The organism is Mixta mediterraneensis, from assembly GCF_030283135.1.
GTDB classification, from domain to species: domain Bacteria; phylum Pseudomonadota; class Gammaproteobacteria; order Enterobacterales; family Enterobacteriaceae; genus Pantoea; species Pantoea mediterraneensis.
Map to the genome: position 1 here is coordinate 20304 of NZ_JASUAZ010000040.1, position 14944 is coordinate 35247.

The 14944-nt window shown below is 51.6% G+C and carries 10 protein-coding genes, 1 pseudogene and 1 riboswitch; of the genes and pseudogenes, 7 read left to right on the forward strand and 4 right to left on the reverse strand.

The features are described from left to right. Positions 1-379: 379 nt before the first annotated feature. Positions 380-1732: a lysine-sensitive aspartokinase 3 gene (gene lysC / locus QRY16_RS17550; RefSeq protein WP_193405785.1), complete on the reverse strand. Its 1353-nt coding sequence runs from the start codon at positions 1730-1732 to the stop codon at positions 380-382. Positions 1733-1850: 118 nt separating this feature from the next. Then, positions 1851-2043, reverse strand: a riboswitch (Lysine riboswitch). A gap of 133 nt (positions 2044-2176) precedes the next feature. Here lysC and QRY16_RS17555 point away from each other — a divergent pair. The 6 genes from QRY16_RS17555 (at position 2177) to QRY16_RS17580 (ending at position 8544) form a co-directional block, all read left to right on the forward strand. After that, positions 2177-2407 carry a hypothetical protein gene (locus QRY16_RS17555; protein WP_289777507.1) on the forward strand — a complete coding sequence of 77 codons (231 nt, stop codon included), beginning with the start codon at positions 2177-2179 and terminating at the stop codon, positions 2405-2407. A 58-nt stretch (positions 2408-2465) separates the two neighbouring features. Beyond that, positions 2466-4112 (forward strand): glucose-6-phosphate isomerase, encoded by a 1647-nt coding sequence (pgi, locus tag QRY16_RS17560; protein ID WP_289777508.1) that lies wholly within the window; start codon positions 2466-2468, stop codon positions 4110-4112. A 641-nt stretch (positions 4113-4753) separates the two neighbouring features. Further along, complete coding sequence (gene yjbE, locus QRY16_RS17565) at positions 4754-5002, forward strand: exopolysaccharide production protein YjbE (RefSeq protein WP_193405782.1); 249 nt, start codon at positions 4754-4756, stop codon at positions 5000-5002. A 73-nt stretch (positions 5003-5075) separates the two neighbouring features. Beyond that, a complete protein-coding gene (locus QRY16_RS17570; protein ID WP_289777509.1) occupies positions 5076-5723 on the forward strand; it encodes a YjbF family lipoprotein in 648 nt (215 codons plus the stop codon). Continuing rightward, on the forward strand, positions 5720-6454 hold the full coding sequence (locus QRY16_RS17575; RefSeq protein ID WP_289777510.1) for a capsule biosynthesis GfcC family protein: 735 nt from the start codon (positions 5720-5722) through the stop codon (positions 6452-6454). Before QRY16_RS17570 ends, QRY16_RS17575 begins: the two co-directional genes overlap by 4 nt. After that, positions 6454-8544 (forward strand): YjbH domain-containing protein, encoded by a 2091-nt coding sequence (locus QRY16_RS17580; protein ID WP_289777511.1) that lies wholly within the window; start codon positions 6454-6456, stop codon positions 8542-8544. Before QRY16_RS17575 ends, QRY16_RS17580 begins: the two co-directional genes overlap by 1 nt. 104 nt (positions 8545-8648) lie before the next feature. Here QRY16_RS17580 and metH read toward each other — a convergent pair whose 3' ends face one another. Further along, positions 8649-12332 carry a methionine synthase gene (gene metH, locus QRY16_RS17585; RefSeq protein ID WP_289777512.1) on the reverse strand — a complete coding sequence of 1228 codons (3684 nt, stop codon included), beginning with the start codon at positions 12330-12332 and terminating at the stop codon, positions 8649-8651. Between the two features lie 195 nt (positions 12333-12527). Between metH and iclR the strand changes: the two are divergent. Further along, positions 12528-13216: pseudogene (gene iclR, locus QRY16_RS17590) on the forward strand (glyoxylate bypass operon transcriptional repressor IclR); the annotation flags it as partial. 1 nt (position 13217) lies between these two features. On the opposite strand, the gene QRY16_RS22160 reads toward iclR, so the two are convergent. Further along, positions 13218-13316, reverse strand: coding sequence for a hypothetical protein (locus QRY16_RS22160; protein WP_336621971.1), 99 nt, complete (start codon positions 13314-13316; stop codon positions 13218-13220). 346 nt (positions 13317-13662) lie between these two features. Further along, positions 13663-14592: a homoserine O-acetyltransferase MetA gene (gene metA / locus QRY16_RS17595; protein WP_289777513.1), complete on the reverse strand. Its 930-nt coding sequence runs from the start codon at positions 14590-14592 to the stop codon at positions 13663-13665. Between the last annotated feature and the right edge of the window lie 352 nt (positions 14593-14944).

Below are 14944 nucleotides of genomic sequence, written 5' to 3' on the forward strand. Positions count from 1 at the left end.
CCTTATAAGAATGTTATGTTTTTAAGCAGGTTTGCCATAGAACACGCTTCGCAGGAACGGCTGCTGAAGCGAGCACAGGATCATAACATTTCGTTATCACGACGTAAGGCGGGAATGGTGTCACCGGGGAAAATGCGGATCGACTGCTGCCGATGTCCTGAAATAACCAGAATTACGCTACTTTTCCCCGTAAACTACGGTAGATCACGCCACTTATTGCCACAATAATGGCTGGCTTTAACCAGCGCCTCTGCTGTTGCGGAATTTGGTATAACGTTCTTTTAGCGTGTTGAATTTATTCAGCGAGCGGAGCAGCGGTTAGTGCAACCGTAAAAGCCGGGCCAGGCCCGGCTTCGCTGTTTGCAAAAAATCTTTCCGCTTACTCGAAAAGATTGTGATGCAGCGTACGCACGACACTTTCTGCGTCCGCACCAGGCACCAGGAAGCACAAATTGTAACTGCTGGCCCCGTAGCAAATCATCCGCAGATTAAACGGATCGAGCACGCCAAACACCTCTTTACCCACTCCGCAGGCTTTAGACAGGTTGTTACCGATGATCGCCACCAGCGCCAGGTTCTCTTCCACTTCGACCCGACACAGCGAGGATAACTCGGTCAGTAATGCCTGTGTCAGCAGACTGTCGCCGGTTGAGGTTGAGCCCGTGGTGTCAAGCGTCAGCGCCACGCTCACTTCGGAGGTGGTAATCAAATCTACCGAGATAGTGTGGCGTGCTAAAATGCTGAACACTTCGGCAAGAAAGCCCGGCGTATGCAACATGTTCAAGCTATGTAACGTCAGCAGAGTTTGCTTACGACGCAGCGCCAGTGCGCGGAACAGCGGCGGGTTTTTGGTTGTATTGCAGACGCGGGTTCCGCCTGCTGAAGGATCTTTGCTTGAACCGACAAATACCGGAATATCCCGGCGAACCGCTGGCAGCAACGTGGCAGGATGCAACACTTTGGCACCAAAGGTCGCCATCTCTGCGGCTTCTTCGAAGGTAATTTCGTCAATACGTTTCGCCGTTGGCACTACCCGTGGATCGGTGGTGTAAATGCCGGGTACATCGGTCCAAATATCCACTCGCGCAGCGTGCAGCGCTTCACCTAACAGCGCGGCGGTATAATCGCTGCCACCACGGCCTAATGTCGTGGTACGCCCTTTGCTTTCGCTACCGATAAAGCCCTGGGTGATCACCAGCGCTTGTTCAAGGCGTGGCTTAAGTTGCGTGATGGTGAGTTCTGTCAGCACATCCACTTCAGGTTCGGCACGCCCAAAACGATCGCTGGTGCGCATCACTTTACGCACATCGAACCATACAGCGTTGACCTGTCGTTCACGTAGAATTTCCACAAACAGCAGCGTTGACATCAGTTCACCATGACTGACCAGTTCATCAGTCAATGCGGCGGAGGTCGCCAGCGCAGCAGCTTCAGACAACATGGCAATATTTTCAATCATACGGTCGATTTCGTCACGAATCACATCGGGACGCTGCAGGCGATCGACAATGGCATATTGAATACGGCGGATCTCGTCCAGCAGAAAGACGCGTTGCGAGGGTTCCTGACCTTCGGCGAGAGAAACAAGGAGATTAGTGATGCCTGCGGAGGCGGAAAGGACCACCAGACGCGTATTAGCATCGGCCAGCACCACATCGGCGCTGCGGTTCATGGCATCAAAATCGGCAACGCTGGTGCCGCCAAATTTTGCCACAATCAGAGTTTGAGACATGTTATGACCTCGTGTCAGGTTATTTTGCTCCCGCACGTTCAACTGCGGACGAGAGACATTCTATCAGCCTTGGCACAAGGGAAGAGCAGAAACGGGCAGACCAGATCGGGTAGACGAGTCACCCAGAAGCGCCCCACCTTGCGAAACGTCCGACTGCGAACGATTCTGGTGACAACCCAGGGGATTCAGCCCCTGCAGCCGACAGACAACACACCGTATGTTGCCCACCTCGGCGTCGCTCCCCCTGATGTGTTTTCACCGGATACGGTTCCTCCAACACACTGCCTGGGCGACGCGCCTCTTCTGGCTTACGCTTAGTCGCGCAAGTAGCCGCGTATAAATATCGGTTTCTGGCTTTGCTGTCAACGACGATGCTTTGAGGAATTTTCACTTTCTGCGCACCCGGAGATAAATTTCATTGTGCCGCAGTGAGTAGAGTGCTGAATGGGTTCATTCAGAGCGGTATTTTATGATGCGGCACAAGAGGCATTCGCAGCAAACCAGTCAAAATGCATCACGATTTCACCGCGCATTATGCCGAAATTCGCGCCAGATAAATTTATTGAAAAATCGCAGCTGACCGGACGCAACACCGCACGATGTGATACCTGCACAATCACTGCGATGACAAACTTTTTCCTTTCAGTTGCAACTGTGGTCATACTGAAATGCTAAGCGGGTACGCTGTGACCCCGATGGAATGACGGTTCTTAATATCAACAAGAGTGTTGCCATGAAAAATATCAATCCGACACAAACCGCAGCCTGGAAAGCGCTGCAACAGCATTTTGAACAAATGAAAACGGTAGAAATCGCCGATTTATTTGCCCAGGATGCCGATCGTTTTGCCAAATTCTCTGCCACCTTTGATGATCAGATGCTGGTGGATTATTCAAAAAACCGCATCACCCAGGAAACCCTTGATAAATTACAGGCGCTGGCAAAAGAAACTGAACTGAGCGACGCCATCAAGTCCATGTTTTCCGGCGAAAAAATTAACCGCACGGAAGATCGCGCGGTGCTACACGTTGCGCTACGCAACCGCAGCAATACGCCAATCGTGGTTGATGGCAAAGACGTCATGCCGGGAGTGAACGCGGTACTGGATAAGATGAAAGGCTTTTCTGAGCGCATTATCAGCGGCGAATGGAAAGGTTACACCGGCAAACCGATTACTGACGTCGTAAACATCGGTATCGGTGGCTCGGATCTCGGCCCTTTTATGGTGACCGAAGCCCTGCGTCCGTATAAAAATCATCTGAATATGCATTTTGTCTCCAACGTTGATGGCACGCACATTGCCGAAACATTGAAAGACCTTAGCCCAGAAACCACACTGTTCCTGGTGGCTTCTAAAACCTTCACCACGCAAGAAACCATGACCAATGCACACAGCGCACGCGACTGGTTTCTGAAAACAGCAGGCGATCAGCAGCACGTTGCAAAACACTTTGCGGCGCTGTCAACCAACGCGAAAGCGGTGGGTGAATTCGGTATCGACACCAACAATATGTTCGAATTCTGGGATTGGGTGGGTGGCCGCTATTCACTGTGGTCAGCGATTGGCTTGTCGATCATTCTTTCTGTCGGCTTCGATAATTTCGAGCAGCTGCTGAGCGGCGCGCACGCGATGGATAAGCATTTCGCTAATACCCCTGCTGAGCAAAACTTACCGGTACTGCTGGCATTGGTTGGTATCTGGTATAACAACTTCTTTGGTGCTGAAACTGAAGCTATTCTGCCCTACGACCAATATATGCACCGCTTTGCTGCCTATTTTCAGCAGGGAAACATGGAATCCAACGGCAAATATGTTGATCGCGAAGGCCATCCGGTGGATTACCAGACCGGCCCAATTATTTGGGGCGAGCCGGGTACGAATGGACAGCACGCGTTCTATCAGTTGATTCACCAGGGCACTAAGCTGATTCCCTGTGATTTTATCGCACCCGCCATAACCCATAATGCCCTGGCCGATCACCATCCGAAGCTGCTGTCGAACTTCTTTGCCCAGACCGAAGCCCTGGCGTTTGGTAAGTCGCGTGAAGTGGTGGAGAAAGAGTTTACCGATGCCGGTAAATCTGCTGACGCGGTTGCGCACATCGTGCCCTTTAAAGTATTTGAAGGTAACCGTCCAACCAACTCAATTCTGCTGCGTGAAATTACGCCATTCAGCCTTGGCGCACTGATTGCGCTGTACGAGCACAAAATATTTACCCAGGGCGCAATCCTGAATATCTTCACTTTCGATCAGTGGGGCGTGGAATTAGGTAAGCAACTGGCGAACCGTATTCTGCCAGAGCTGGAAAATGAAGATAAAATCGAAAGTCATGACAGTTCCACAAATGCCTTAATTAATCGCTATAAATCCTGGCGTTAATTTACTGTTCTTTTTCCAGGGCGGCATCATTGCCGCCTTTTTATCGTCAAAAACAGCAGATCCCATCACAAATTCACCACTCTCAGAGCAATAACCGGTTAGATAATTCTTAAAATACCCTCAGTAAATTCTGAACTTGCTGTTTTCCTGACAGCGAAAACTCTATTAAAACTGGATCTAAAATCAACGCACCGCCACCCTTATCCTTTGATAAATAATATAATTGTATTTTATCCATCCTCAGTAAAATCTGATAATCCCTGTTCAGGGCCAGTTATTAATAAAATAGAACAAAACCCTTTGCAATATTCCCGGCACCCGACATATATCTGGCTATATAGCTTAATCAACCGATTTTAAAAGCGATTAATGCTAAACTGGCTCCATTATTAGCGTTTATCCACTGCCCTTCCGTTGGCTTTTACAATCGCTGAACTCTGGTATTTTGTTGCCTTATACTGAACGCGCCCGCAAAGGGCGATCCCTATTGTCATTGAAGTCGCAGGTGCATTGGCATTGCTCGCTTACTCCCGACGCTTATTTGAGCATGATCTGGCGTATTCAGCCGCGTGCCGGCGTCCTGCAACGTTAATGATTCAGGGAGAGAGATCCTTCATTCACTTAATGCAGGAAATGTCGTTATGAAAAAACTCATGGTTGCAGGTGCAGCCTTACTTTACGTTGCTGTCTCTTCCAGCGCTTTTGCGGCGCCGGAAGAAGCGGGTGCCGCAGCTGGCGCGCAGGCGGGAGCCGTCTCTGCCGGCGCGTCTACCGCTGTGGGTATCGGCGCACTCGGCGCGTTAGTGGGCCTCGGTGTTGCCGCTTCTGGCGGTGGTGACGGGGCAAATACAGGTACAACAACCACGACGACAACGAGCACCACTCGTTGATGTAGCACCTTTAAACATAACCACACTTTCGTGTGGTTATGTTTACTTTGGCATGACTTATCAGGGACACACAGTGCGCCAACTTCCTCTGCTGCTCGCTTGTCTGCTGCTGCAGGCCTGCACACAAACGCAAAAAGGGCTGGAACAGACCGTGATGCTTGCCATCAGCGGCCCGGATGATGTGACCATCACCAGTCAACAAATTAACGATTTGCCTTACGCCAGCCTTTACGCCCGCATTAATGATGGTCCGCGCATTTTCGTTGTACTGGGTTATAACGAAAACGATCAACAGAAATGGGTAACCCAGGACAAAGCGATGCTGGTTACCGCGCAGGGTCGTCTGATCAAAACCCTTGGCCTGCCGAATAATTTGCAGCAGGTCAGTAACCTACAACACGATCCTCTGGCCGACGGTCTGCATATCCGTAAAGGTGCCAGCTGGACGCGTATCGTTCAGTGGACCGAGCAAGGCAAGGTACGCGCCGCAACGGTTAGCTCCCTCTTCCAGCGGGGTGAAGATCAAGTGCTGGACGTCGCAGGCCATCGCATTGCCTGTCGCGTCTGGCATGAACAGGCACGTATCGATAGCAGCGGGCGTGAATGGGAGAACACCTTCTGGATTGATAGCCGTAGCGGTGAGGTGGTACAGGCCCGTCAGATGCTGGCGGCAGACGCCTTCCCTGTTGAAACTACCATTCTGAAGCCGGCGAAATCATGAAAAAAATAACTTCTCTGCTGACCGGCCTCAGCCTGTTCAGCGCAGCGGCCCTGGCGGATGGACAAGTCACGGTGCATGCGCCGCATAGTCAAAACAGCCTACACATTGTTGCCGTACAAGACCTGGCACAGCTGATGACGCAACCCGCGGTGATGCCTTACAGCACGGGCGCGGTGATTGCCGAACACGCTGCCACCGCCGTGGCGTATCAGCTTTATCAGCAAACCCTGGCGCAACTGCGAGCGTGGCGCGCCAACAGCAGCGGCGAACGTACTGCCGCAATTGACGAAGTAATTCGTCAGTTAGTTAACATCAGGGTCACTGGACGCCTGTTTACGCCGCTCGATCCCGACTGGATTCGCCTGCATCCGGCAGACAATCGCCGCCTTGAAGGCCGCTACGATCTTTATCTGGCCGCACCATCCAGTCACGTATTACTGCTCGGCGCGCTAGCCGGGGCCGGGAAAGTGAACTGGCAACCCGGACAATCGGTGCGAGAGTATCTGGCAAGTCACAAACGCCTTTCCGGTGCGGAAAATAATTTTGCTACCGTCATCTCCCCTTCCGGTGCGACACAACAGGTGCCGATTGCTTACTGGAATCATCGTCATGTCGAAGTTGAACCCGGCAGCATCATCTGGCTTGGTTTCTCGGCCTGGAGCCTGCCTGGCGCTTATGACGATCTAAATAACCGCATCCTTTCCGTTTTGACTCACCGGATACCAGACTGATGAAAAAACATTATCTCTTCAGCCTGTTGGCTGTTTCCGTGGCGACGGCCTGCCAGGTACAGGCCGAAACCTGGCCAGAACCGATCGGTCCTTCCCAGTCTGATTTCGGCGGTGTGGGTCTGCTGCAGGTGCCTACCGCGCGTATGGCGAAAGAGGGTGAATTTAGCCTGAACTTCCGCGATAACGATCAATATCGCTATTACTCGGCGTCTCTGCAGCTTTTTCCCTGGCTGGAAACTACCGTGCGTTACACCGACGTGCGGACCCGTGAATACAGTGCCGTTTCATCATTCAGCGGTAATCAGAGCTACAAAGATAAAGCCTTCGATCTGAAGCTGCGCCTGTGGCAGGAAGGTTACTGGTTGCCAGAAGTCTCGTTTGGCACACGCGATCTCGGCGGCACGGGTTTGTTCGATAGCGAATATCTGGTTGCCAGCAAAGCGTGGGGGCCCTTTGATTTTACCCTGGGGCTCGGCTGGGGGTATCTCGGCAACAGCGGCACCCTCAAAAATCCGTTCTGCTCATACAGCGACAGTTATTGCCAGCGCCCCGGTATCGGCCAGGCGGGTTCGATTAACGGTTCGCAGATGTTTCACGGCCCGAGCGCCCTGTTTGGCGGCGTTGAATATCAAACGCCGTGGCAACCGCTGCGCCTCAAGATGGAGTATGAAGGCAACGATTATCAGGATGACTTCGCTGGCCGCCTTGAACAGCGCAGCAAGCTGAACGTAGGCGCAATTTATCGCGTCACCGACTGGGCCGACATCAATGCCAGCTACGAGCGCGGCAATACCTTTATGTTCGGCGTGACGATTCGCACAAACTTTAACGACCTGCGTCAGGCACACCTCGACAGAGAAAAACCGGCTTACCATCCGCATCCACAACCGCAATTATTAGAGCCAACGGTGGTGGCGACGCAGTTAACCGATCTGAAGTACAACGCGGGCCTGACTGGCCCTCATATTCAGACTAAAGGCCATACGCTGTATGTTTCCGGCGAGCAGACCAAATATCGTGATACACGTGAAGGTGTCGATCGCGCTAACCGCATCATAATGAATAACCTGCCTGCGGGTATTGATACCATTAACGTTACCGAATCACGCTTTAACATGCCGCAGGTGACGACCACAACCAGGGTTGCCAGCCTGCATAATGAGTTAGTCGGGTATCCACTCGGACATGAACAGCCCTTACAGCAGACACGCAAGGATCCGGTTGATGCCGGACAAACGGAGCAAGGCCTGTTTATCCGTAAAGATCGCCTGAACTACAGCCTGTCGCCGGTACTGAATCAATCAGTGGGCGGCCCGGAAAGTTTCTATATGTACCAGGTTGGCGTTATGGGTAACGTCGACTTCTGGCTTACCGATCATCTGCTGGTAGGTGGTAGCCTGTTCGGCAATATCGCCAACAACTATGACAAATTCAATTACAACGGCGCGCCTGCCGATTCGGCCTTACCGCGTGTGCGTACCCATATTCGTGATTACGTTGAAAATAATGTCTACGTTAATGACCTGCAGGCTAACTATATGGGTTACCTGGGTAATGGTTTCTACGGCCAGATGTATGGCGGCTATCTGGAGACGATGTACGGTGGCGTAGGCGGCGAGCTGCTTTATCGACCGATCGATAGCAACTGGGCAGTGGGAATTGACGCTAACTATGTCCGCCAGCGTGACTGGGACAACATGATGCAGTTCACCAACTACAAAGCGTCAACGGGGAATCTGACGGCTTACTGGCGTCCATGGTTTATGCAGGATGTTCTGGTAAAAGCCAGCGTCGGTCAGTATCTGGCGAAAGATAAAGGCGTAACGGTGGATATTTCCAAACGCTTCGACAGTGGTGTAATGGTTGGTGTATATGCCACCAAAACCGATGTGTCGTCAGATGATTACGGTGAGGGCGATTTCACCAAAGGTTTTTACATTTCTATCCCAATGGATCTGTTCACCGTAACGCCAACGCGTGGCCGTGCACAAGTTAACTGGGTGCCGCTGACGCGCGATGGTGGTCAGATGCTGGGACGTAAATACCAGCTGTATGATTTAACGTCCGATCGGGATGCCCGGTTTAATTAAACGCACGTTGCCACCGCATGCAGATGCAGGCGGTGGCCATCCTTTTTCGCAATGCTGAGCGAAGAAGCCAGGATGCGCCAGCGAGATAGCTGGCGCCAGGATTTTTAGTCTGCGTCGTAGCCAAGGTTGGGTGCCAGCCAGCGCTCGACCTCCGACACCGGCATACCTTTGCGTGCGGCGTAATCTTCAACCTGATCGCGCTGAATCTGCGCCACGGCGAAATAGCGGCTGTCAGGATGGCTAAAGTACCAGCCCGAAACCGATGCGCCCGGCCACATGGCAAAAGATTCTGTCAGCTTCATTCCCGTCATGGCTTCAACATCCAGTAGCTGCCAGATTGTCGCCTTTTCGGTGTGTTCCGGACATGCCGGGTAACCAGGTGCCGGACGAATGCCCTGATAATTTTCGCGGATCAGCTCTTCCTTGCTGAGATTCTCGTTAGGCGAGAAGCCCCATATCACTTTACGTACCCGCTCATGCAGATACTCGGCAAACGCTTCCGCTAGGCGATCGGCAAGCGCCTTTACCATGATTTTGTTGTAGTCATCATGCTGGCGGTCGTAAGCCTCCGCTAGTTTATCTTCTTCCAACCCGCCGGTAACAGCGAATGCGCCCAGGTAATCCGCTTTACCGCTGGTTTTCGGCGCGACGAAATCGGCCAGACAATAGTTGGCAAAGTCGGTTTTCTCGGTTTGCTGACGTAAGTGATGACTTACACACAGTATTTCATTGCGCTGTTCATCCTTGTAAATATGCACATCATCTCCAACGCGGTTGGCCGGAAAAATACCGACCACGCCGCGCGGCTTCAGCGCGCCGTTTTCACTCAGCATATCGAGCATGGCATTGGCATCGGCAAACAGGCGCTTCGCCTCTTCACCCACCACTTCATCTTCAAGGATGCGCGGATATTTGCCCGCCAGCGACCAGGTCATAAAGAATGGCGTCCAGTCGATATAGTTTCGCAGCGTATCAATACTGGCCTCCACGGCGCTGACACCGAGACGATGCGCCATCGGCGGCGTGTAATTTTCCCAGTCAAGGCTGGTCGCATTATCACGGGCGACCTGCAAGGAAACCGGCTGCGTACGCGGTTTTTTACGGGCATGTTGAATACGTACGGTTTCGTACTCTTTGCGGGTACGCGCCACGAAATCATCTTTCAGGGAGGACGAAAGCAGCGAAGAGACCACGCCAACCGTGCGCGAGGCGTTCTGCACATATACTGTTGGGCCACTGTAGTTTTGCTCAATTTTCACCGCAGTGTGCGCTTTTGAAGTGGTCGCGCCGCCAATCAGCAGTGGCAGGGTGAAGCCCTGGCGCTCCATCTCTTTGGCCATATTGACCATTTCGTCCAGCGACGGCGTAATCAGGCCAGATAAACCGATGATGTCCGCATTAACTTCACGCGCTGTTTTCAGGATTTTTTCGCCCGGCACCATCACGCCAAGATCGATAATTTCATAGTTATTACACTGCAAAACTACGCCAACGATATTCTTGCCGATGTCGTGTACATCGCCTTTCACCGTCGCCAGCACGATTTTGCCATTGCTACGGCCCGCTTCTTTGCTGGCCTCAATAAATGGCTCCAGATAGGCAACCGCCTGCTTCATCACGCGTGCTGATTTCACCACCTGCGGCAGAAACATTTTTCCTTCACCAAACAGGTCGCCGACTACGTTCATCCCTGACATTAGCGGGCCTTCAATCACTTCAATCGGGCGCGGAGCCTGCTGGCGTGCTTCTTCGGTGTCTTGCTCAATAAATTCGGTAATACCTTTTACCAGCGAATATTCCAGACGCTTCACGACATCCCAGCTGCGCCATTCGGCCTGCTGCTTCTCCTGCGCGCCGTCGCTTTTATCGCTGCGATATTTTTCTGCCAGATCCAGCAGGCGTTCAGTGCCATCATCGCGGCGGTTGAGGATCACATCTTCAACCGCATCGCGTAACTCAGCTGGCAAATCATCATAAATTGCCAGCTGACCAGCATTGACGATGCCCATATCCATGCCTTTACGGATGGCATAGTAGAGAAATACCGCGTGGATAGCCTCACGTACCGGATCGTTGCCCCGGAAGGAGAACGAGACGTTGGACACCCCACCGGAGATCATCGCATGCGGCAGTTCGCGCTTGATGTCTTCACAGGCGCCGATAAAGTCCATTGCGTAATTGTTGTGTTCTTCAATACCGGTCGCAACCGCGAAAATATTGGGATCGAAAATGATGTCTTCCGGCGGGAAACCCACTTGCCCGGTAAGAATTTTGTAGGCACGACGGCAGATTTCAATTTTACGCGCTCGCGTATCTGCCTGGCCAACTTCATCAAACGCCATCACCACCATCGCAGCACCGTAGCGACGAACCTGACGGGCATGATGAATAAAGGCTTCTTCACCCTCTTTCATAGAAATAGAGTTGACAATGCCTTTGCCCTGAATACATTGCAGACCTTTTTCAATCACCTCCCATTTTGAGGAGTCAATCATAATCGGGACACGTGCAATATCAGGTTCGCCCGCGATAAGGTTGAGGAAACGCACCATCGCCGCTTCGGCGTCCAGCATTCCTTCATCCATATTGATGTCAATAATCTGCGCGCCGTTTTCGACCTGCTGTAGCGCGACTTCCAGCGCTTCGTTGTATTTATCTTCTTTGATCAGGCGTTTGAACTTCGCCGAACCCGTGACGTTGGTGCGTTCGCCGACGTTCACGAACAGCGATTCAGCAGTAATATTCAACGGCTCAAGGCCGGAAAGGCGACAGGCGACGGGAATGTCCGGCAGCTGGCGAGGCGCAACGCCGTCAACCGCTTTCACCATCGCCGCGATGTGTTCCGGCGTCGTGCCACAGCAGCCACCGATAATATTAAGAAAGCCCGATGTCGCCCACTCTCCAATCTGCTGCGCCATAATTTCAGCATCCAGATCGTATTCGCCAAACGCATTTGGTAATCCCGCATTGGGATGAGCGGTGACGTAGCCTTCCGCAATGCGCGACAGCTCTGCCACATACTGACGCAATTCATCCGGGCCAAGCGCACAGTTGAGACCAAACGACAGCGGCTCCGCATGACGCAGCGAGTTATAAAAGGCTTCAGTCGTTTGACCAGACAATGTACGTCCTGACGCATCGGTGATGGTGCCGGAGATCATCAGAGGCAATTTAACCCCAAGCGCTTCCATCTCAGTCTGTACCGCGTAGATCGCGGCTTTAGCATTCAGGGTATCGAACACCGTTTCAATCATGATGAGATCGGCTCCCCCTTTCACCAGCGCACGCGTCGATTCGCGGTAAGCTTCCACCAGCTGATTGAAAGTCACGTTTCGATAAGCGGGATCGTTAACGTCAGGCGAGATCGAGCAGGTACGGTTAGTCGGGCCTAATACACCCGCCACATAGCGCGGCCGATCCGGCGTTTTCGCCGTCCATTCATCAGCACAGGCGCGCGCCAGCTTCGCCGCTTCAAAGTTGATCTCCGCCGATAACGCTTCCATCTGATAATCAGCCATCGCAATGGTGGTCGCGTTAAAGGTGTTGGTTTCGAGAATATCCGCACCGGCGGCAAGATACGCGTCATGGATCTCGCGGATCACCTCCGGCTTGCTCAGTACCAGCAGATCGTTGTTACCTTTGAGATCGCAAGGCCAGTCAGCGAAACGGCTGCCGCGAAAATCCTGCTCATCCAGCTTATAGCTCTGGATCATCGTGCCCATGCCACCGTCTAACACCATAATGCGTTGCGCGAGCTGCTGATGCAGCGCTTCGATTTTGTTGCTCACTGTTGCCTCGTTCCCTTCAATCTGCTGGCTGAAATACCAGCCCGACATACTGGCATAACTTTGTTAAGGGTAAAAGCAACCTTGCGTGAGACATTTTCAGTCAACAGCCGCAACGGGTCTGACCAGAAAGGCGCTGTTTGCAAATCAGCCAATTAAAACGAAAATGATTTTCCGATTGCGAAAGGAGAAAGAGCAATGACAACGCCCGTCACCGCAAAACGCGGTAAAAAATCTCGCGGTACGTTCGCTTCTGCCGCTCCCGTCGGTGGCCAGGTCTAGTCTTTAACCCGCGGTCCGAGGCTGCTGGAATTCATCACTGAATCTCACGGCAGCGTAGCGCTGACCGAACTGGCGCAGCAGGCCGGTTTACCTAATTCTACAACCCAGCGTTTACTGACCACCATGCAGCAACAAGGCTTTGTCCGTCAGGTTGGCGATCTCGGCTTCTGGACGATTGGCGCGCACGCCTTTGTGGTTGGCAGCAGCTTCCTGCAGAGCCGCAATCTGTTGGCACTGGTCATCCGGTATTGCGCAGGCTGGTGGAAATGTCCGGTGAAACCGTAAATCTGGCAGTATGGAATCTCAGCGATCATCAGGCAGTCATTATCGATCAAGTGCAGTGTACGCAACTGATACGCATGTCGGCCCCCATTGGCGGCAAACTACCCATACTTGCTTCTGGCGCCGGTAAAGCTTTTCTGGCACATCTGAGCAATGATCAGGTCACGGCATTGCTGCATCAAAAAGGATTGCATTACTACACGCCCAATACGCTGATGACGCCGCAAAGTCTGAAGGAAAATCTGACGCAGGTACGTAAAGCGGGGTTTTCATTTGATGATGAAGAACGTGCGTTGGGTCTCCGCTGCGTAACCGCACCTATAGCTAACCTTTGTCGTAACCTTGCTGCCGTTGTTCTCGCGTCGTTAACAATGCTTCACGCTGTGGGGCAAAGCGTGCGACGAGTTCTTGCAGAAAGTGAATGACCTCGGGGTAAGGAGCTGCTGCTCCGCATGATTAAAGGACTGAGTGAAATGTAAGGCACTACTGATAACCGAGTCTGTCATAGTGGCTTACTCCTGTTATTAGCGGGATCGCAGGATGCTTTTTACGTACCGGACAATTTTTGAGCTACAGGCTCAAAGCATATTCATTTGATTTTTAAAATAAAAAACTATTTCCATTTTAAAAATAAATATTAATCATCTTTTTGATAAACAAGGAATTAAAAATTATTTACTGGAAGGAATGGTTTTCATTATGGGAATTCCAGGCATAAAAAAACCGTGCCAGCTAAAGGCTGACACGGCGGATCCGACAAATTTTAATTTTATTCCAGCGTTGGATTCATATGGCGCAGATCGTATGGCGTGATTTGATAAACATAATAATTGAGCCAGTTAGAGAACAGTAAATTGCCGTGGCTACGCCATGTGGCACGCGGCGGCAGCTCAGGATTATCCTGGGGAAAATAATTATGCGGAATATCGGGGTTTAACCCGGCATCGTAATCACGATGATACTCACCTGATAATGTCAGCGCGTCATATTCTGGATGCCCGGTGACAAATGCCAACCGTTTATCCTTACTTGCCATTAAATATGCGCCAGTTTGTTCTGATTCAGCAAACAGTTCGAGATCGGTGTAATCGGTGATCAGTTGCATTGGGAAATCGGCATAGCGTGAATGCGGAGCAAGAAAATTATCGTCGAATCCCCGTGTCAGCAAAGCATGCGGATGCAGAATTTGATGCTCGAAAACCCCGGATAATTTCTTCTGACGCGTTTGCTTAGGAATGCCGTAAAGAATGTTTAACGCAGCCTGAACCGCCCAACAGACGAACAGCGTTGAGGTCACATGCTCTTTCGCCCAATGCAATATGCGCTGGATTTGAGGCCAGTAAGCGACGTCATTAAAATCAACCAGACCCAAGGGTGCACCAGTAACGATTAAGCCGTCAAAATTGTCATGCTGTATATCTTCAAAGTTGCAGTAGAAGTTATTGAGATGCTCTGTAGGCGTATTACGGGATTCGCGGCTATCAATACGCAGCAGCTGAATATCAATCTGCAATGGCGAGTAAGAAAGTAAACGCAGGAACTGATTTTCTGTCTCAATCTTTTTTGGCATAAGGTTGAGTACCAGCACCTTAAGCGGACGGATCCCCTGAACACTGGCGCGCGACGAGGCCATTACAAAAACATTTTCGTTACGCAAAAAATTTACTGCCGGTAATTCGTCGGGAACCCTGATTGGCATAGCCTGCTTACCTCACACAACCATATAAACGTTTAGACATCCAGATGCCCAACCTTAGCCTGGCGATTATGCAATGTCGAGCCTTCATGCGGAATATGAAAATGTTTCAGCTTAAATCAGCAAAGGGGTTGATAAAGGGTGAGATGGAGTATCGCTGCTGCTATGGCGATATAGATTATTCGCCGTGAGACTACGCGTATGAGAATACAGTGATGCTATTCGCGACTGTTAGCGAAAATTTGAAAGCGACAGTTTGACACCGCCTGGAATTTTGCAGGAAACCGGCCAGGCAGGCTTTTACCGGCTGAAAACGGTCCGGGCCGGACGTAAAAAAGCCCTTTGCATATGCAAA